General features: G+C 66.6%; 22 protein-coding genes. 11 read left to right on the forward strand and 11 right to left on the reverse strand.

What is annotated here, in order from left to right:
• Window positions 1–272: 272 nt before the first annotated feature.
• Window positions 273–1,025: an SDR family oxidoreductase gene (locus tag NG701_RS19190; protein WP_252569926.1), complete on the forward strand. Its 753-nt coding sequence runs from the start codon at window positions 273–275 to the stop codon at window positions 1,023–1,025.
• A 290-nt stretch (window positions 1,026–1,315) separates the two neighbouring features.
• Here NG701_RS19190 and NG701_RS19195 read toward each other — a convergent pair whose 3' ends face one another.
• Entirely contained in the window at window positions 1,316–2,620 is a 1,305-nt protein-coding gene (locus tag NG701_RS19195) for a MinD/ParA family ATP-binding protein (RefSeq protein WP_252569928.1), read from the reverse strand.
• Between the two features lie 659 nt (window positions 2,621–3,279).
• Complete coding sequence (locus tag NG701_RS19200; protein ID WP_252569930.1) at window positions 3,280–3,792, reverse strand: MepB family protein; 513 nt, start codon at window positions 3,790–3,792, stop codon at window positions 3,280–3,282.
• A 351-nt stretch (window positions 3,793–4,143) separates the two neighbouring features.
• Between NG701_RS19200 and NG701_RS19205 the strand changes: the two genes are divergently transcribed.
• Window positions 4,144–4,395, forward strand: a complete 252-nt coding sequence (locus NG701_RS19205) for a hypothetical protein (protein WP_252569933.1) — start codon at window positions 4,144–4,146, stop codon at window positions 4,393–4,395.
• A 52-nt stretch (window positions 4,396–4,447) separates the two neighbouring features.
• On the opposite strand, the gene NG701_RS19210 is transcribed toward NG701_RS19205, so the two are convergent.
• On the reverse strand, window positions 4,448–4,675 hold the full coding sequence (locus tag NG701_RS19210) for a hypothetical protein (RefSeq protein WP_252569936.1): 228 nt from the start codon (window positions 4,673–4,675) through the stop codon (window positions 4,448–4,450).
• A 222-nt stretch (window positions 4,676–4,897) separates the two neighbouring features.
• Here NG701_RS19210 and NG701_RS19215 point away from each other — a divergent pair, with 222 nt between their 5' ends.
• The 5 genes from NG701_RS19215 (at window position 4,898) to NG701_RS19235 (ending at window position 8,068) form a co-directional block, all read left to right on the forward strand.
• Window positions 4,898–5,548 (forward strand): hypothetical protein, encoded by a 651-nt coding sequence (locus NG701_RS19215; protein WP_252569939.1) that lies wholly within the window; start codon window positions 4,898–4,900, stop codon window positions 5,546–5,548.
• Window positions 5,549–5,631: 83 nt separating this feature from the next.
• Complete coding sequence (locus NG701_RS19220; protein WP_252569942.1) at window positions 5,632–6,477, forward strand: S26 family signal peptidase; 846 nt, start codon at window positions 5,632–5,634, stop codon at window positions 6,475–6,477.
• The gene (locus NG701_RS19225) at window positions 6,474–7,352 is read left to right on the forward strand and encodes a LamG domain-containing protein (RefSeq protein WP_252569944.1); all 879 of its coding nucleotides are present in this window, start codon (window positions 6,474–6,476) and stop codon (window positions 7,350–7,352) included. Before NG701_RS19220 ends, NG701_RS19225 begins: the two co-directional genes overlap by 4 nt.
• Window positions 7,353–7,477: 125 nt before the next feature.
• Entirely contained in the window at window positions 7,478–7,654 is a 177-nt protein-coding gene (locus NG701_RS19230) for a CsbD family protein (protein WP_104061730.1), read from the forward strand.
• 78 nt (window positions 7,655–7,732) lie between these two features.
• Complete coding sequence (locus NG701_RS19235; RefSeq protein ID WP_308291950.1) at window positions 7,733–8,068, forward strand: LapA family protein; 336 nt, start codon at window positions 7,733–7,735, stop codon at window positions 8,066–8,068.
• A gap of 283 nt (window positions 8,069–8,351) precedes the next feature.
• Here NG701_RS19235 and NG701_RS19240 read toward each other — a convergent pair whose 3' ends face one another.
• On the reverse strand, window positions 8,352–8,495 hold the full coding sequence (locus tag NG701_RS19240) for a hypothetical protein (protein ID WP_252569947.1): 144 nt from the start codon (window positions 8,493–8,495) through the stop codon (window positions 8,352–8,354).
• A 294-nt stretch (window positions 8,496–8,789) separates the two neighbouring features.
• On the opposite strand from NG701_RS19240, the gene NG701_RS19245 reads away from it, so the two are divergent.
• Window positions 8,790–9,152, forward strand: coding sequence for a DUF805 domain-containing protein (locus NG701_RS19245; RefSeq protein WP_252569950.1), 363 nt, complete (start codon window positions 8,790–8,792; stop codon window positions 9,150–9,152).
• Between the two features lie 14 nt (window positions 9,153–9,166).
• Here the strand turns inward: NG701_RS19245 and NG701_RS19250 are convergent, their stop codons facing one another.
• Window positions 9,167–9,469 carry an antibiotic biosynthesis monooxygenase family protein gene (locus NG701_RS19250; protein ID WP_252569953.1) on the reverse strand — a complete coding sequence of 101 codons (303 nt, stop codon included), beginning with the start codon at window positions 9,467–9,469 and terminating at the stop codon, window positions 9,167–9,169.
• Between the two features lie 285 nt (window positions 9,470–9,754).
• Between NG701_RS19250 and NG701_RS19255 the strand changes: the two genes are divergently transcribed.
• On the forward strand, window positions 9,755–10,186 hold the full coding sequence (locus NG701_RS19255) for a hypothetical protein (protein WP_252569956.1): 432 nt from the start codon (window positions 9,755–9,757) through the stop codon (window positions 10,184–10,186).
• Window positions 10,187–10,209: 23 nt separating this feature from the next.
• On the opposite strand, the gene NG701_RS19260 is transcribed toward NG701_RS19255, so the two are convergent.
• Entirely contained in the window at window positions 10,210–11,025 is an 816-nt protein-coding gene (locus NG701_RS19260; RefSeq protein WP_058931525.1) for an MBL fold metallo-hydrolase, read from the reverse strand.
• A gap of 166 nt (window positions 11,026–11,191) precedes the next feature.
• Here NG701_RS19260 and NG701_RS19265 point away from each other — a divergent pair, with 166 nt between their 5' ends.
• Window positions 11,192–11,332 (forward strand): hypothetical protein, encoded by a 141-nt coding sequence (locus NG701_RS19265; protein ID WP_252569959.1) that lies wholly within the window; start codon window positions 11,192–11,194, stop codon window positions 11,330–11,332.
• Between the two features lie 186 nt (window positions 11,333–11,518).
• Window positions 11,519–11,890, forward strand: coding sequence for a hypothetical protein (locus NG701_RS19270; RefSeq protein WP_252569962.1), 372 nt, complete (start codon window positions 11,519–11,521; stop codon window positions 11,888–11,890).
• 186 nt (window positions 11,891–12,076) lie between these two features.
• Here NG701_RS19270 and NG701_RS19275 read toward each other — a convergent pair whose 3' ends face one another.
• Genes NG701_RS19275 through NG701_RS19295 form a run of 5 tightly spaced genes read right to left on the reverse strand, consistent with a single transcriptional unit; the run spans window position 12,077 to window position 16,975 of the window.
• Complete coding sequence (locus NG701_RS19275) at window positions 12,077–12,391, reverse strand: hypothetical protein (protein WP_252569965.1); 315 nt, start codon at window positions 12,389–12,391, stop codon at window positions 12,077–12,079.
• Between the two features lie 25 nt (window positions 12,392–12,416).
• Window positions 12,417–13,703, reverse strand: a complete 1,287-nt coding sequence (locus NG701_RS19280) for an MFS transporter (protein WP_252569967.1) — start codon at window positions 13,701–13,703, stop codon at window positions 12,417–12,419.
• A gap of 31 nt (window positions 13,704–13,734) precedes the next feature.
• A complete protein-coding gene (locus tag NG701_RS19285; protein WP_252569969.1) occupies window positions 13,735–15,219 on the reverse strand; it encodes a multicopper oxidase family protein in 1,485 nt (494 codons plus the stop codon).
• Window positions 15,216–15,515, reverse strand: a complete 300-nt coding sequence (locus NG701_RS19290; RefSeq protein WP_308292623.1) for an SHOCT domain-containing protein — start codon at window positions 15,513–15,515, stop codon at window positions 15,216–15,218. The genes NG701_RS19285 and NG701_RS19290 overlap by 4 nt, the downstream gene beginning before the upstream one ends.
• Window positions 15,516–15,568: 53 nt before the next feature.
• Entirely contained in the window at window positions 15,569–16,975 is a 1,407-nt protein-coding gene (locus tag NG701_RS19295; protein ID WP_252569972.1) for an MBL fold metallo-hydrolase, read from the reverse strand.
• Window positions 16,976–17,045: the final 70 nt, after the last annotated feature.

The raw sequence follows: 17,045 nt of genomic DNA on the forward strand, positions 1-17,045 counted from the left end.
AGGACCTTCCGCAGCGATTCACGCAAGAGGCCGAATCCGGAGACGGGCGCGACAACGGCAACCTTCCGGCTGACCGCCTCTGGGCCCAAGTCACCGATCAGGGCAACGAGCCCCTGGATCTCTCGTTCGGTAGGCCGTGCCCGCCCGCGCCGCCGCACTCTTCGGTAATTTCCTCGCTCCATGGTCCGAGACTAGGGATGTACAGCACACGCGCACACGAGTAGCGGCTACCTGTCTTCAGTGCCGCTGACCATTGGCCATAAGATCTGAGCATGTACATTGCCGTTCCAGGAGGTACCGGGACCGTTGGCCAACATGTCGTCTCCATTGCCAGGGACCGCGGACACCGGGTCACCAGCCTGACACGATCAGAAGGCGTGGACCTGTCCACGGGCCGCGGATTGCACGAAGCCCTGCACGGTGTGGACACCGTTATTGATGTCTCCGGAATCCAGACGCTTTCCACCAGGAAGGCCGTGGACTTTTTCACTGCCGCCACCCGGAACCTGCTCGCAGCCGAAGTGGCGGTTCAGTGCAGGCACCATATTGCGCTCTCGATCGTAGGCATCGACAGGGCTGCGTCGGGGCTGTACGCCGGGAAGCTCGCGCAGGAGGATACCGTCCGGCACGGAGAAGTGCCGTGGACCATCCTGCGGTCCACTCAGTTCCACGAGTTTGTGCCCATGGCCATCAGCGCCGCGTCGATTGGCCCGGTGGTCCTGGTTCCTCAGATGATCACTCAGCCGGTCGCAGCGCGGGAAGTGGCTGAGGCGTTGGTGGACGCGGCAGAGCAGGGACCCCGCGGACGGGTTGCTGATCTTGGCGGGCCCCGTCGTGAGCAGCTCGCGGATCTGGTCCACAAATACTTGCGGAAATCCGGGCAGCGGAAGCTGGTCGTGAAGGTACCGGCACCCGGCGCCATGGGTCAAGCCATGCGTCGCGGTGACCTGGTCCCGGCGGCCGGCTCCGCCGTCGGACGCCAGACATACCACGACTGGCTGGAAACCAGGCGTCCAGTTGCCTAGAGGCGCTGCCGGTGACGCATGACCGCTGCGGAGAGTCCCATGGTGCCCATAAGGGACCCGAGGATGATTGCCAGGCCTGTGAGGTATTCAAGAATGGTCATCGTTGACGCACCTTTCATATGGCTGATGCGCTGACGCTAGTGACCGATGCTCAGGATCAGCCAAAGATGGCACGGTGCGTTCAGTCAAGATTGTTGCCCACCCAAAAGTAGGTAGCGCTAACTGTCGTTTCGAGCCCTCATAACGACAGTTAGCGCTACCTAGTTGGGGAGGCGGGGGCAAGACAGAAGCTACCGGTACCCGTCCACGATCGACGCCGCGATCTCCTTGTACGCCCGCCGCGTCTCCGGCTTCAAGACGTCCAGGGTTACCAGGTCACCGTCGGCCACGCCGCGGTCGTGCGGGACGGCGATGAGCTGGCGGCAGATCCCGGCCAAGTGCTCCTCGATGGCGTCCTTGTCCACGCGGGAGGAGACCTCGTCCTTGTCGGTGATGACCACCACGGCGTTCCGGGCCAGGTCCTCGTACCCGTGGCTCGCCAGCCAGTGCAGGGTGCTGCGGGCACGCTTGGCCCCGCTCACCGCATAGCCGGCGGCGATGATCAGGTTGTCCGCCGACTGCAGGATCCCGCTCATCGCATTGTGGGTCACGCCGGTGCCGCAGTCGGTCAGGGCCACGGAGTAGTAGTTGGAGATGAGCTTGCGGATCCGCAGGTACTCGGCGGCCGTGAGCGAGTCGGAGACCTCCGGGTCCTGCTCCCCCGCGATCAGGTGCAGCCGGCCGGCGTGGTGCATGTACCGGGCCAGCCCGGTGAGCGAGTCAACGCCGTCGATGTTCGCCAGCAGGTCGGTGATGGTGCGCGGGCTGGCCTGCTGGTAGATGCCCTCGCCGAGGGCGCGCTCTACGAGGTCGCCGGAGTCCGGGTTGGCGTCGATGGCGCAGGGCGGGTCGCCGCGGAATTCGGCCAGCGTCAGGCCCACGCCCACCGTGGTGGAGGTTTTGCCGATGCCGCCCTTGAGGCTCAGCACCGCCGTGTTGTAGCTGCCCTGCAGCTGGCGGGAGATGCGGCGGCCCAGCTCGTCTTCCTCGCGTTGCTTGGCGCTCGGGCCCATGTTCCAGGCCCCGCCCGTGAGCGAGTAGAGGGCGCCGCGGACGCCGCCCACCGGCCGGGGCTTCTGCTCCTTGACGAACAGGCCCGGGGAGCTGATGAAGTCGGGCATGGGGCTGTCGGCGATGATGTCCGCGGTGGTGGGGCGGATGCGCCGGAACGCCGGTGCCGGCTCCGGTGCTTCCTCAGGAACGTACGACGACGGCGGCGCGGCTTCGTCGCCGTCGTACGCCAATGCGGGGGTGCCAAAGTCCGGCTCGGCCGGCTGCCCGTCCTGCGGCGTCGCCTGCGGCAGCGGGGTCACCGGCGGCCTGGCGGGCCGGCGGGTGGGCGCCGGGACAGAGGTGATGGGGGCAGAGGTGATGGGGGCGGAAGGCGCGGGACTGGCTTGGTCGGCGGCGGCCGCCGCCTCCGCCCAGGAACTGCGGCGCGGTACCGGGGTGCCGGCGTCGGGGGTGCTCGAAAGATCTGGCGTTACGGCTGGCATGGTTCCTGTCTGGGCATCCGAAAGCACACCGTCGGCGCGACGGAGGTCACGGCGTCGCCGGGGCGGTTGCGGTAGCCCTGCATCTTCTGCGATGGGGCGTGCGTTCTGATCCGCCGGATCGGGCATGTCTGTCTCCCCAGGACTTTCGGCACAAGGTTTCTGCGGCACTTTACGGACTGATTCAATCAGTAAGTCTAGGCGCTGGGCAGAATTACGAGGTCAGCCGCGGGTGAGCGCGGCAATCACCACGGCGCCGGTGAGGACCAGAAGCACGGCCAGAATGGCATAGGCCTGCCATTTGGGGCGGCCCTTATGCGGGTTGATATCTATATAGGGCATGGCTAGCGGCGGATACTCCTCGTGGCGGTCACCCGCACTGCGCGTCGCTTCCGGCGCAGCACGTGGTACATCGCAAGAAAGGGAATCAACAGTGTGCCCAACAGTGCGCACAGCGCCAGGACATAGTCAATGAGAGCCACAACGGTCTCCGAACGTTAGAGTGATCCCCCATGCGATCAGAGGTCACGTTATCGCTCCGTCACGGGATTGACAAATCGCGTCAACGGCGCGGCGCGGTGGGCATGCTTCCGGTCACCAGATGGATCCCTCCGGACAAGATTGGTTTCCGTCTCGCAGCTATTCCCCAGCGCTCCTCCTAGCTAGGCCTCAACGAGGAGTCGAATGGCTCGCTGCGCATCGATGGCGGATCCGTCAGCCATCTCGAAGAAGTAATTACACTGCCATTGCTGGGATTTTTTCGCCTGCCGATTCGTCGTTGCTGACCATGGCGGATAGACGCGGAATCCTCGCTTGCCTCCGGCCCCGCCAACAGACACGACGCCATGCTTGACGAGCGCGGCCTTCGGAAACGCGAATGCTCCGACCCGGGAATCCTCCCCCACGCAGACCACGAGCATGTCGGGGTCCTCCTCCGCAGGCAGAGGTTCGGTCGACCCATCGAGAGAGCGCCGCCACACCGTCACGAACAAGCCCACCTTCGTCGGGGTCAGCTTTCCGACCCTGAAGCGAACCGGAGACCGACCGATTGCCGAGATCGCGGCACCGTACTCAGCGTTGTCGGCCTCGACTTTGGCGGGGGAACAGGCGAGGCCGAGGCCGCCGAGAACCCTCATCACCATGGCGACATCCGGATGGACCTGAACACCAGACATAGAACTCCCATCGAAACGAATCCCCGACAGGAGCGACGGGGCTGCGCGCGAGAGCTCAGCCCTCACCACCCCGACGATATCCGCACGTGCACATCTTCCGGAAAGAGGATCCTGGGCAACGAATCCTCGGATTCACAAACGACCGATATCTTTAGTCCCCAATGAGGCAACAGGTGCCTGTGCGCAGCCGGCGTGCCTTGGTGGGACGGTTCGACGGGCCGCGGTGCACGGCTCCGTCCCGCGGCCCTGTCCTTCGTCTGCCGGCGGGGCGTACCCTGAGCGCACACCGGGTACCGGCGCGACGCCGGGGCCCTCAATACGCGTTCACTCGGGAAGGCAGCATTCATGGGGATGAACATCAAAGACCAGTGGGACCGGCTCGATCACGCCACACAGCAGTGGCTCATCGACCACCCGGGATGCCTCATCCTGCCGCGCACGATCACAGCGACCATCTGCAAGGAGACCGGCGGAACCGACGAGGGTGACCGGCACGGCGAGACGGTGCTCTCCCAGGACGACCGTGACTTCATCCAGGCCAAGGCACACGAGGCCCGGACCGATCCCCCGGAGTACCGGTTCTTTGACTCCGTACAACCGTGAGCAGCCGGGCGATTTGCCCCATCCCGTGCCCCGGAAGGGAGCGGAGCCCGGCTCAGCGGCGACCTCCGCACAAATCGCGCATGGCTCGGGCTGCGTCCAGGATCCGGCGGGCCAGGATGATGCCGTGGTCATCGCTGAGCAAGGCGGCGGTGGCGGCCGCGGAGCCCCGTTCAGAATCGTGCGGGGCGGTCAGTGCCGACCGCAGGCCGGCCTGGAGGGCTGTCTGCCGGCGGGGACCGTGGGATATGTCCGGTGCCGGTGCGGCGAGCCAATTGGGCAACGGGGTTACCGGCCGGTAATGTTCGTCGGGCGCCAGCGGTGCAGCCGTCGGGCCCGGTTACCGGGCCGAGCATTCATGGACGGCGCAGGTTAGACCGCCATCAGCGGATATTCGTGAACCATCACCGGATACCTGTGCGCCATGGACAGGCCGGGGACCACGTCGCAAGGGTGCCCCGGCGGGGTCCTTCTGTCTGATCACGACTTCCTGAAAGAAGCTGCCATGAACGATTCCACCATGCCCGCCAAGAAGAACCGCCGCATCGCTCCGCTGGCTCTCATCGCCGCCGCCGCCGGCGCGGGACTGCTGTCCCTGACACTGACCGGGACGCTCTCCGGTTTCGCCGCCAGCATCACCAACAGCGCCAACACCGCCGGCTCCGGCACCCTGGTGATGCAGGAACAATCCACCGGCACCACCCCCGTCACCTGCACGTCCAATTCCGGCGCCGGCGGCGTCGGAACGAACACCGCGACCTGCGCGACGATCAACAAGTTCGGCGGCAGCACGGTTCTGGTGCCCGGCAACGTCGTCAGCACCGACATCACGATCAAAAACATCGGCACGGCCAACGCCGGCACCTTCACCCTGACCCCCGGCGCAGCGTGTGCCCAGTCCAACAACGGCGCCGTCAACGGCACCGCGACGGACCTGTGCGCGAAGCTCAAGGTCGTCATCACCGCCGGCGGCACGTCCATCTTCAACGGCACCGCCGCGACCCTCGCCGGGGCGCCCGCGATCAGCATCACCCCGGCCCCGGCCGCCGGCGTGAGCGTCCCGGTCACCATCAAGGTCACCCTCGACACGACGGCAGACAACACCTACCAGGGCCTGGCCGCATCACTGCCGCTCACCTGGGCCTTCGCCAGCTAAAAACACACGGTGCGGTGCCTGTGCCGGATGACGTCATGCCGGCGCAGGCACCGCCCCGCGTCCCCGCACGGAAAGGAAACCCCATGGCGACTCCGGCATGGCGACGGGTCCGCGGCATGGCCCTGCCCGCCGCCGCCCTGCTGGCAGCGGGGCTCGTAATCGTGGCGGTCCTGTTCTTTCTGGCCGGCTGGCGCTGGTTCGTTGTCTCCACCCCCTCCATGGGCCAGAGCGCACCCGTCGGTTCCCTGGTCCTGTCCGAACCCGTGCCCGCGTCCGCGCTGCACACCGGGGAAGTCATCACCTTCACCCCGCCCGGGCGGCCCGGAACGGTCTACACCCACCGCATCGCCGGGATCGACGAGGCCGGGGGCATCACCACCCGCGGGGACATCAACGGAACCGACGACCCCTGGGTCCTGACCCCGCTGAATATTCTCGGGGTGGCCACGCTCCTGCCCGGCTGGGGATGGCTGGTCAAGGCCGTGCCCCTGCTGCTGGCCGGAGGCCTGACCGTGTGGGCCGTGACCAGGTACTGGATCCGCGGGCCGTGGCAGGGACCCGTCCGGCTCTTCGGCGCCTGCGCCGTCGTTTCCCTCACAGTCATCCTGCTCCGTCCCTTCATCGGCCTCACCCTGCTCGGAGTCACCACGGACGAATCGGGGACGCGGGCCAGTGTCGCCTCCACCGGCCTGCTGCCGATCACGGTCCGGGCCGAGCACGGCACCACGGCAGAGCTGTCCAGCGGCCAGGTCAGCGAACTCACCGCCACCGACGGCGAGGGCTACTACCACCTCTCCTCCTCCGCCGACCTGCCCTGGTGGGGATGGATCATCACCGCCCTCCTCTGCCTGCTGCCCGTCTTCTGGGTCCTCGGACGGGGCCTGCGCTCCGGCGGCCCTCAGGAAACACCGGCCCGGGTGCCCGGATGACCACGCAACAGGGCGGACCCCGGCTCCGCCCGGCCCTTCCCGCCGCCGCCCTCGCCCTGGCCCTGGTGATCGGCCTGGCCGCGCTGGCCACCCCTCCCACCTCCGGCGGGTATCAGGCACGGGTCACGAACAGCACCAACACCGCAGGCACGGCCCCCTACTTCACCTGCCACGGCGCCATGGCAGCGGACAAGGCTGCGGCAATTTTCGCCTACCGCCTCGCCGAACCCTCCGGCTCCGCCATGGCGGCGGACTTCTCCGGCAAAAACAACCCCGGCACCTACCGCGGCACCATGAGCTCCGACACCACCTCAGCGAACCGGCCCTGCACCCCCCGGGACGCCGGCGGATCCTACGCCCTGACCGGCACATCAACGTACGTGTCGGCAGGAGGCCCCATCGCCCGGGCCTCCACAAACACCTTCACCCTGGAGGTCTGGTTCAGGACCACCACCCCGGGCGGGCGGCTGATCGGCTGGGGCAACACCGCCACCGGAACCTCCACGACCTATGACCGGCACATCTTCATGAACAACGCCGGCCAGCTCGTCTTCGGCGTCTACCCCGGCACCGTGAAAGTCATCACCACCCCCGGCAGCTACAACGACGGGGCACCCCACCACGTCGCAGCGACCCTGTCTCCGGCCGGGATGAAACTCTATGTCGACGGCCAGCTCGCCGCGCAGGACCCCGCCACCACCACCGGCGAAACGTTCAGCGGGTTCTGGCGCATCGGCTACAACAACCTCGCCGGCTGGGGCCCCAACGAACCGTCCAACCATGCCTTCACAGGCAGGATGAGGTACGCCGCCGCCTACTCCACCGCACTCACCCCCGCGCAGATAGCGGCCCACCACACCGCGGGGCGGCCCTGACCACGGTGCCGAGTGAATGTTATCGCCCTCGCCCGTTCGCCTTGTTCGCCTTGTTCGCCCGGCGATAGGATGAAAGTGTCCCGCCGGCATGGGCCGGCGGACCGGCCATGGATAGGAGAGCCATCATGGGTTTGGGTGACAAGATCAGGCACGCCGCCGAGAAAGCCGGCGGCAAGGGCAAGGAAGCCGCAGGAAAGGCCACCGGCAACGAAAGCCTCAAAGCCGAAGGCAAGACCGACCAGACGAAGGCCGGCCTGAAGCAGGCCGGGGAAAAAATCAAAGACGCCTTCAAGAAACACTGACCCGAAACCCGGGGCCTTCCCAGCCCTGGCCCCGGGACCAGCCCGGGATGTCCACGGGAACCAAAGAGGGGACACCTCATGAATGCTGAACCGATTCCGCCGCCGGAGCCGGTGCACGGCCCCGGGCCCGCTCCGGCCGTTGCGAATCGGCCGGCAGTAACCCGCTCAGGCATGATCTGGGTGGCCACCGTGGCCACCCTGATGCTGCTGATCCTGCTCATCGCCTTCATCGTGCAGAACCAGGACAACGTCAGGGTCAGGTTCTTTGGCTTGGACGGGACAATTTCCCTGGGCATGGCCCTGTTTATCGCCGCCGTCAGCGGCGGGGTCCTGGTCGCCGTGGCAGGCGCCGGGCGGATCATCCAACTCAGATCCCACCACCGCCACGAACAGATCCCACCGCAAACAGCCTGAGAGCGACCCTCAGTGCGAATTCAGGTTGCCTGTTCCCTCGCGCCCCTGCCCGCGCGCTCCTCATACACAACGCGTCGCCTAGAATTCGGCCATTTCACTTCCTTGGTTCTCTCGGCGTCCCGACAGAACCAAGGAATTGAGAAGGCGCCCTAGCAGCTGTTCCGGCGCTTCCCGACTGGCTATTCTTCGAACTGCCGGCTGATGAAGCCTCACATGCCAGGGATGGCACGCCATGTGGGATACCTAATCTGCACCGCTGCCCGAAGAATAGGGCAGCAGCCGCTCACCCCTTGAGCGCGATCACCACCACCGCTGCCGTGGCCACTGCCAGGGCGGCCAGCGCAACGTAGGGAACCGCCTGAAATCGGCGACGGCGGAGCTCACTCCGTGTGTCGCGCGCGTACTGTTTACCCCCATACTTACCCATGCCGCAAGGCTATGAACACAGGCTCAAGGTTTTGCTCAAGTCACGCCCAATGTGACCTCCGTGGCCGCCGGAGGCGCGATGCGGTTGACTGTCCAGATGGAATCCCGGGTTTGCCGGTCTCGCCACAAAAAAGACGTAACGCACGACGACGGGACGGTCGCCGCTGCGCGTCCCGCCGGTCCTGCCGGCGTGGCGCCGGCGCGGGTGGGCGCGGCGCTGTCATGTCCTGGATCAACATGGCATCGACCCGGGCGTCCCTTCGGATCAGACCATGCGCGGCGGTAGAATCCGGTCATGACTCAGGCTGCAGGGCACCCTACTATATCGTTCGGCGATGCGATCCTCGCGGGCTTCCGGCAGTACGCCGAGTTTGGGGGCCGCGCCGGCGTGGCCGAGTTCTGGTGGTTCATCCTCTTCGTGGCACTGGTAACCAGCGGCCTTGGCGCCCTGAACGTGGCCACCCCCAACGGGGTGATCGGCGTCGGCTCCAGCCTTGCCTCGCTCTGGGTGATCGGCACGATGATCCCCACGCTCGCCGTCGGCGTCCGCCGCCTCCGTGATGCCGGCCGCCGGTGGACGGAGCTCTTCTGGCTGCTCATCCCGATCGCTGGCCTGATCGTTATGGCCATCCGTATGTCGGAGCCGTCCAAGCCGTAGCGCCGCGGAAGCCCTCACGGGTTCAGAACAACAACAGGCTCGTAGTGCTCCACCGTCGGGAACGGCGCGTAGGAATGGTGCAGGAGCGCGCGCCATTCCTGGTACTCGGCCGATCCCCTGAAGCCCTCGGTATGGTCCTCCAGCCGCGCCCATTCCACCAGCAGCAGGTACGTGGCCGGGTTCTCGATGCAACGGGAAAGCGTGAGGCCCTGGAATCCTGGCATGGAGCCAATGATCGACTTTGCCGTGCCAAAAGCAGTCTCGAAGTCCTCCTCCATGCCGGGCCGGAGGGAGGGCAGTGCATGTTCGGTGATCACCCAACAATCATGCCTGAGGTCTCGCTGGCAGGGGCTCAGGTGAGGCACAGTCCGTGGGAGGGGTCGCTGGACTTCGCGGGAGGCATGCTAAGTTCAAAGTGGCATATATCACTTCAGTTGATGAATCCCCTTTCGCCCGGTGCAGGGACGTCTGGAGTTGCCGCTGTAGCAGCGCGGCGGCCGGAATGCACACAGCGAAAGAGAGCCCGCCATGGCCGCCTCGCACTTCAGCCAGTTCCTTGATCAAGCCACCATCCTGGCCGGCCGCCCCGCAGCCGCCTGACGATGCCCATCCATCCCCCGGGGCCCGGCGATAACCGGGCCGAAGGGCCGACTGACGGCGGTCATATTGCCTGCGCCCGCTGCGGTACCGACGGCATGCTGACGCTGCACTCCATCACGGCCGTCAGCCCGCCGTCGGACGTCCTGTTGGAGGTGGGGTATTCCTGCGACGCCTGCAACCTCCACCATGTCGGGCGGGCGGACGTGGCTGCCGTGGCCGCGGTCTTTAGCCGGCTCCACAGCCCCAAGGGCGTCCTGGTCTTCGGCGGGCACTACGTCCACTGCGGGCTGCCGATGCAAAAGATCGGCTCGGAGGTGCGGCGGCTCAGGGTCCCGGGCCTTTCGGACGGGCAGCAGGAAGACGAGGTCGGCGTGTACATGACGGCTCAGGTCCTGCGTTGTTCCTGCGGCTTCCAGATGGATGTGCCTGAATAAGGGGTGAACGACGACGGCGCGCCCTAGTGCAGCGGCCGCGTCTCCTGCAGGCGCTTGATGAACCAGCGTGACTGCTCCGGGCCGTAGGGCAGCACGGGGATGGCCTTGGTGGCGTCGGTGGGGGTTTCGCGGATGGACTGCTGGGCCTGGCGGACAGCGGTGGTCATGGTGTTGGCCATGGTCTTGACGAACTGGTCGCTGCAGGGCTGGCCGTGGCCGGGGATCAGGAACTCGTACCGGTGGCGCAGCGCGGAGATGTGGCGCAGGGAGTCGGCCCATTCCTCCGGGTAGGAGTCCTCAAAGGACGGGTGCGCGCCCTGCTCCACGAGGTCGCCCACGAAGAGGGTGGTGGGCGTGCCCACCAGGAGGTCGCCGTCGGTGTGGCCGCGGCCCAGGTAGAAGAGGGTAACGGTGATCCCGCCCAGGTCCACCAGCACGGGCTGGTCCTTGACGATGGCGTTGGGTACCACCAGTTCCACGTTCTCGCCCTCACCCGTGGACATCTCCGGCTCCAGCGTTCCCACGAACCGGCGCTGCAGGTCCCCGTGGTCGTCGATCTCCTGGGCGCAGTTTTCGTGCGCCCAGAACTCGGTGGCGCCGTCGGATGCGAAGACGGCGTTGCCGAAGAAGTGGTCGTAGTGCGCGTGCGTGTTGACCACCACCAGGGGCAAAGAGGTCTTTTCCCGCACCGCGTCCAGAATCTCGCGCCCCTGCCGCGGCCCGCAGCCGGTATCGACCACCATGGCCCGCTCGGAGCCCACAATCAGGCCGGTGTTCAGCAGTGATCCTTCGGTGACCAGCACGTAGTTGTCCGCGCCGACGTCGAGCCATTCTGACATTGTTTCTCCGTACCTCCGGAAAGCGACTGCGTTCTTCTTGGCCCCGATTCTACCCGCGGGGCCTTGGAGTTTCCGGGATGCGGGACGCGGTCCGGGCCGCATGTGGAGATCCACATTCCTAGCCGGGATTTCGCCTTAAATCCATCGAACTGCGTAACATCTCGCTATGCAGACAAAACAACACGCGTGCTTCTGTGATCACTGCGGCAGGATCACGAACCACGTGACCCACTATGTAAAGGCCGACGGCGGTGGCCGGCTGATCGCGACGGTGCAGTGCGCTGAGCATGCAGAGGAAGCCGTCTGACGCGGAGGTGCACAGCTCGCCCAGGCACCGTCTATAGCGGACTAGACGGCATCGCCTAGTCCGCTATAGACTTTTCTCGTGATGAAGCGCCGGGAACTCCTGAACCAGCTCAAGCGGACTGCACAATGAGATCGGTGAGAAGCTCGCCAAGCAAATCATGAAGCAGGCCAAGGGAGAGGACACCAAATGAAACTCGAAGTAACGGCCAGCCGGGACGGCCGGTTCTGGTACCTGGAATCCACCCAAATCGACGGGCTGACCACTCAGGCCCGCACCGTCGCCGAGATCCCCGAAATGGTCCGCGATTTGGCGGCCATGATCACGGGACGCCCCGAATCCGACTTCGACGTCGAGGTCACCTTCGACACGCCTGAAGTCGCAGCCCATCTCCGCGAAGCGCGTGAGCTAGCTGCCAGGTCCGACGAGCTGAAGGCGGCATCAGCCAAGGAACGCCACGAGGCGGCCATGGTCCTGAAGCGGCAAGGTGTCACCGTCCGCGACATCGGCGCGGTACTTGGCGTCTCACACCAGCGAGCGCAACAGCTCGTCACCCACTGACCGCGCTACGACCGTTCGGCTCAGGCAGAACATCCGCAAGAAAGGCATCGGGCGTGTGCGCCTCGATCTCTCAATTACCGATGCGACGAGGCGTTCCGGCGTCACTTTGCCCTCTCGTTCGACGGCGGGGGGACGGCGGTTCTCCGCGTCCCGTTCACCTGCACTGAGTTTGTCCGCGTCGCCTCCCTACTGCGCCCGGCGCCTGAAATGCCCTTCGACGAACCGCCTTCTTCTGGTGTGCGGATGTACCCAGACTTCACCGGGCAGCCCTGCCGGGCCGCCTGCCGCAAGGTCGATGGTGGTTGGGCTGCTGTCGTACAGGTCCGTGGCGCGAGCCCGGCGCTCTCCCTCGAAGGCTTTCGCCATAAAGTCCAGCGCGTCGGGGCTGACACCGCATGCAAGTGCGTCTTCGAGCCAGCGCGAGACGGCCTCATCCACGATCCGGATTCGCTGGACCGCTTCATGCCGGGTCAGCCTGACCGACCTGGGCATCCCGGTCATCCATCCTTGAAGTGGTTCCACTCGTTCATCCCTGGCCGCGGTGGTCGCTGCTTCGCATCCGTGCGGCCACGATGATGCCGGAGAGCGCAGTCAGGCCGGCGACGACGGCGACGGCTGCCGGGATGCCGTAGGCGTCGGCGATGATGCCGGAGAGCAGGGCGCCGACGGCGAACCCGCCGTCGCGCCACAGCCGGTAGACGCCCACTGATCTGGCCCGCCATTCGGGGTGGGCGACATCGCCGATCGCTGCAAGCAGTGTGGGGTAGACCATGGCGGTGCCGGCACCGAGCAGGACGACGGCGGCAAGCCAGGTTCCGAAGTCATTTCCGAGGGCGACCATACCCAGCGCCAGGGCTTGGACGAGCATCCCGCCGGCGATCAGCGGTTTGCGCCCGATCCGGTCCGAGAGCGCGCCGGTGATCAGTTGACCGGCGCCCCAGACTGCCGGGTAGACGGCGGCGAGGATGCCGATGCGTTCGATGCTGAGCCCTGCGGCGGCGAACAGGACAGGGAACAGCCCCCAGGCGAGGCCGTCGTTGAGGTTGTTCACCATCCCGGCCTGGCTGACGGAGGAGAGTGACTTGTCCCGGAAACTGGTGAGGGTGAAGACGGCACTGCTGCTCAGTCCGGCATGGCTGCCGGCGTGGACCGGAACGTGCCCGGCGGCTTCGGCTTTGGCGTGGTGGTGTGTTTCGCGGATGGTCAGCACGGACAGGCCGAGGCCGACGGCGATGAAGGCTGCGCCGAGCAGGAAGGGCCCGGGGCGCAGTCCGTAGGTGGAGGCGATGTAACCGGTGGCCAGTGCGGTGCCTGCGACGCCGAGGTAGCCGGCTGCTTCGTTCAGCCCCATGGCCAGGCCGCGGCGTTCGGGGCCGACGAGGTCCATTTTCATCATCACGGTGGTGGACCAGGTCAGGCCCTGGCTGATACCGAGGATGACGTTCGCGGCGACAATCCATTCCCAGGAAGGCCCGAAGATCAGCAGGAGGGGGACGGGGAGGGCGATGAGCCAGCCGGCGACCAGAACCGGTTTGCGGCCGTAGCGGTCCGAGAGGGTTCCGGCGAAGTAGTTGGTGGCGGCTTTGGCCAGACCGAACGCCAGGATGTAGGTCAGGGCGGAAGTGTACTCATCGAGGTGGAAGACCTGTCCGGCGAGCAGCGGCAGTACGGTGCGTTCCTGGCCGAGGGTGCCGCCCACCAGGGCGTTGACGGCGACGAGGAGCATGAACTGGGCCAGGTTCTGCCGCAGTCCCAACGTGATGACCTCGGTTGTCCGAGGCTGCTGGCGGGAGGGGGTGTTGTCTAAGGCCATTGGCGGATCCTGTCAGTGTTAGGGGTGCCGGTCAGCGGGCTTGGACGGTGGCCATCATGCCTTGGTCTTCGTGGTCCAGAATGTGGCAGTGGATCACGGTGCGGCCGGCGAAGTCGTCGAATGCCACCCGGACTTTCACTTGGCTGCGGGCGGGGACGTTGACCACGTCCTGCCATCTGGGCCCGGTCACGTCGCGGTCGCCGTCCTGGACGATCTGCATGGGCCACACATGCAGGTGGATGGGGTGGTCCATGGGGCTGGAGTTGGTCAGGGTCCACTCCTCCACGGTCCCGGCTGCGGCCGTCTCGTCGAGCCGTTCGGGGTCGAACTCCCGTCCGTTGATGGTGAAGGCCATCATCGTGCCCTGTCCGCCGCCCATTCCCGCGCCCATGGTTCCATTCATGCCCATGGCGAAGTTCAGGGTGCGGGCGGCGGTGACCGGTTCGTTCCGTAGATCGCGCAGGAGCCGGCCCTCGGGCACGGGCCCGGGGTCAGTGCCCGCGCTTCCCGAGACGGCCAGGGTGAGCAGTTCGACCGGGCCGCCACCGGATTCGTTGTCGCCCCTCATGGCCCCGCCCATCATGGCGTTCATGCTGCCGCGGTCCAGGGCGGCAGCCGTGAGGGCGGCGGACCCGTCGCGGGTTTCCACGAGCAGCTCTACGCGGTTGCCGGGGGCGAGAACCACTTCGGTGACGTCCTCTGGGATCGGCAGGCGCCCGAGGTCCCTGCTGAGCAGCCGGACCTGCTGTCCGTCAAGTGCCAGGCGCAGGTACCGGGAGGGGCAGGCGTTGATGATCCGCCACCGCTCCCGCTCTCCGGGCGCGGCGCGCAGTTGCGGGCGGAGTTGCCCGTTGACCAGGACGATCTCTCCCTCACGTCCCATCATCTGCTGCATCTGGTCCACCTCGGCGAGATTGCCGGCAGCGTCGAGGGACAGGTCGGAGACCACCAGCACCCGCTCCCGGGTGACCGGGACCGGGTCGGGGTCCTCCACCACGATGGCCCCGTAGAGGCCGGCGGCGACCTGGCCGGCGGCGTGTCCGTGGCGGTGCGGGTGGTACCAGTAGGTACCAGGCGGGTGGTCCTCGGGCAGGGTGAACTCGTAGTCGAAGGACCCGCCCGGGTCAATGCTTACGAACGGGTTGTCGCTGTTGCCCTGTGGGGAGACGTGCAGTCCGTGCACGTGCAGGTTCGTGGGAGCCTGCAGCCCGTTGCGCAGTGTGACCCGGATCGTGTCGCCCGCGCGGACCCGCAGGGTCGGACCGGGCAGTGAGCCGTTGAACGCCTGGACGGAGGCATCCCGCCCGCCGACCCGGACCCGTGCCGGCGCGGCGGTCAGGTCCAGCTCCAGCACCCGGTCGCGGCTGGCCAGCACCTGGGGTTCGGTCAGGTCCTCACCCCCGGTGTATCCGGGTCCGTTGCCGGTGGTCAGCCACAGCCCGGCGCCGCCGGCAGCCGTAGCGCCGGCCCCGACCGCACCCAGTGCCAGCAGCTGCCGGCGTGTCAGCGGCCTCACCGGCCGTCCTCCTCCAGAATCCGTCGCCGTTCCTGGTATTCCTCGGTGCTGATCTCCCCGCGGGCGTAACGCTCCTCAAGGATCTCCTTGGCCCGGGCAGGGCCCGCACCCGTGCGCGGTGGTCCCTGCCCATCGGTGGGCGCGTTACCGCCGCCGTTGCGGGTGAAGGCTTTGACCAGCACCACGGCGAGCATGACCCCGCCTGCGATCAGCAGAAGCCAGAAGATCCACGCAAGCCCCATCCCGCCCATATCAAAGCCGTTCATCATGAAGGGTTCCTCGTCTCTTTCGTACACGGCCAGGCCGTTCCTGACCGCAGGTTATCCGGGACGCGCTGATGCCGATGGTTCTAGGCCTTGGCTGACTGACGGGAGTTCTGCCAGGCGTCCCAGGCGGCGTAGCTGCCGTCGAGCTCGACGACGTCGTACCCGGCGCGGCGCAGGGCGCTGGCCGCGACGGAGTTCCGCACACCGCTCTGGCAGTAACTCACGATGGTGCCCTCGGCCGGAATTTCATCGAGGTGCCACATGGCGCGGCCGCCGCTGAGCTGGTGGGATCCGGGGATGTGCCCGGCGGTGTGCTCGGTGCGGTTGCGGACATCCAGCACCATGGCGGCGTCGAAGTCGTCGAGTTCCTCGGGCTTGATCAGCTGGGGGGTGGTCGTGGGCAGCCCGTCGATGCTGGTGAGGTAGCCGGCGACGTTGTCGATGCCGACGCGGACCAGGTGGTCCCACATGTCCTGCGCGGCTTCCTGGTCGGATGCCAGGAGGACCAGCGGGTTCTTGTCCGTTTCCGGGTTGACCACCCAGGCGCCGTAGCTGGCCACTGACTTGCCGGCCGGCACGTTCAGTGAGCGAGTGACAGTGCCTTCGTGGACTTCGGTGTTGGGGCGGGTGTCGATGAACGTGACGGTGTCCTCGGCGAGGTCCTTCGCGACGTCGGCCGGGTCCAGTTCCGGCAGCGGCGTGCGCTCACCCATGACGGCAGGTCCTTCACGGTTTTCCCGCTTCATGCGGCCGAAGTAGGCGTGGGCGTCGGGCTGGCCGTCGAGGAGTTCGTCGATGAAGCCCTGCTCGTCATTGGCTGCGAGGTACGGTCCCCACCAGGCGTAGAGGCGCTCGTAGCCGACGGTGGAGGAGGGGATGGCGCCGAGGGCCTTGCCGCAGGCGCTGCCGGCGCCGTGGGCGGGGTGGACCTGGACGTAGTCCGGCAGGGTCAGGAACTTGTCCCGCAGGCTGGCGAACAGCTGCTTCGCTCCCTCGAAGCGGGTGTCAACACCGCCTGCTGCCTCGTCGAGCAGGTCCGGACGGCCCAGGTCACCGGAAAAGACGAAGTCACCGGAGAGCAGGTAGCCCGGCTGGTCGCTGAATGCGCCGTCGGTGACCAGGAACGACAAGTGCTCGGGCGTGTGGCCCGGCGAGTGCACTGCCTTGATGCTGATATTGCCCAAGGCAATCGTGTCGCCGTCGTAGAGCCTTTCGCCGTCGAATTCATACTGCCAGTCAGGGCCGCCCTCGCCGGAAACGTAGATCTTTGCCCCGGTGGCTGCGGCCAGCTCGCGGGTCCCGGAGAGGTAGTCCGCGTGGATGTGGGTTTCGGTAACGGCCACGATCTTCATGCCGTTCTTCTCGGCAAGGTCCTGGTACACGGCGATGTCGCGGCGGCCGTCCACCACAATCGCCTCTCCCTTGGCCTGGCAGCCGATCAGGTAGCTGGCCTGGGCGAGGTCTTCGTCGTATATGCGCTCGATAAGCATTGGTGCTCTCCTTCATGAGGGGAAGTTTGGTGTCTGTTCCTGCATCAATTCTAATACCCCTGGGGGTATG

Origin of the sequence: Pseudarthrobacter cellobiosi (assembly GCF_023913815.1) — a bacterium.
In the GTDB taxonomy this organism is placed as follows: Bacteria; Actinomycetota; Actinomycetes; order Actinomycetales; family Micrococcaceae; genus Arthrobacter; species Arthrobacter cellobiosi.

Bases quoted from the DNA above. Each gene is read 5' to 3' on its own strand.
- NG701_RS19295 (WP_252569972.1), bottom strand. From the start codon at position 16,975: ATGCTTATCGAGCGCATATACGACGAAGACCTCGCCCAGGCCAGCTAC.
- NG701_RS19275 (WP_252569965.1), bottom strand. From the start codon at position 12,391: ATGACCGGGATGCCCAGGTCGGTCAGGCTGACCCGGCATGAAGCGGTC.
- NG701_RS19235 (WP_308291950.1), top strand. From the start codon at position 7,733: ATGAATGCTGAACCGATTCCGCCGCCGGAGCCGGTGCACGGCCCCGGG.
- NG701_RS19255 (WP_252569956.1), top strand. From the start codon at position 9,755: ATGCCCATCCATCCCCCGGGGCCCGGCGATAACCGGGCCGAAGGGCCG.
- NG701_RS19215 (WP_252569939.1), top strand. From the start codon at position 4,898: ATGAACGATTCCACCATGCCCGCCAAGAAGAACCGCCGCATCGCTCCG.
- NG701_RS19240 (WP_252569947.1), bottom strand. From the start codon at position 8,495: ATGGGTAAGTATGGGGGTAAACAGTACGCGCGCGACACACGGAGTGAG.
- NG701_RS19245 (WP_252569950.1), top strand. From the start codon at position 8,790: ATGACTCAGGCTGCAGGGCACCCTACTATATCGTTCGGCGATGCGATC.
- NG701_RS19205 (WP_252569933.1), top strand. From the start codon at position 4,144: ATGAACATCAAAGACCAGTGGGACCGGCTCGATCACGCCACACAGCAG.
- NG701_RS19265 (WP_252569959.1), top strand. From the start codon at position 11,192: ATGCAGACAAAACAACACGCGTGCTTCTGTGATCACTGCGGCAGGATC.
- NG701_RS19230 (WP_104061730.1), top strand. From the start codon at position 7,478: ATGGGTTTGGGTGACAAGATCAGGCACGCCGCCGAGAAAGCCGGCGGC.
- NG701_RS19260 (WP_058931525.1), bottom strand. From the start codon at position 11,025: ATGTCAGAATGGCTCGACGTCGGCGCGGACAACTACGTGCTGGTCACC.
- NG701_RS19220 (WP_252569942.1), top strand. From the start codon at position 5,632: ATGGCGACTCCGGCATGGCGACGGGTCCGCGGCATGGCCCTGCCCGCC.
- NG701_RS19280 (WP_252569967.1), bottom strand. From the start codon at position 13,703: ATGGCCTTAGACAACACCCCCTCCCGCCAGCAGCCTCGGACAACCGAG.
- NG701_RS19270 (WP_252569962.1), top strand. From the start codon at position 11,519: ATGAAACTCGAAGTAACGGCCAGCCGGGACGGCCGGTTCTGGTACCTG.
- NG701_RS19190 (WP_252569926.1), top strand. From the start codon at position 273: ATGTACATTGCCGTTCCAGGAGGTACCGGGACCGTTGGCCAACATGTC.
- NG701_RS19195 (WP_252569928.1), bottom strand. From the start codon at position 2,620: ATGCCAGCCGTAACGCCAGATCTTTCGAGCACCCCCGACGCCGGCACC.
- NG701_RS19200 (WP_252569930.1), bottom strand. From the start codon at position 3,792: ATGTCTGGTGTTCAGGTCCATCCGGATGTCGCCATGGTGATGAGGGTT.
- NG701_RS19225 (WP_252569944.1), top strand. From the start codon at position 6,474: ATGACCACGCAACAGGGCGGACCCCGGCTCCGCCCGGCCCTTCCCGCC.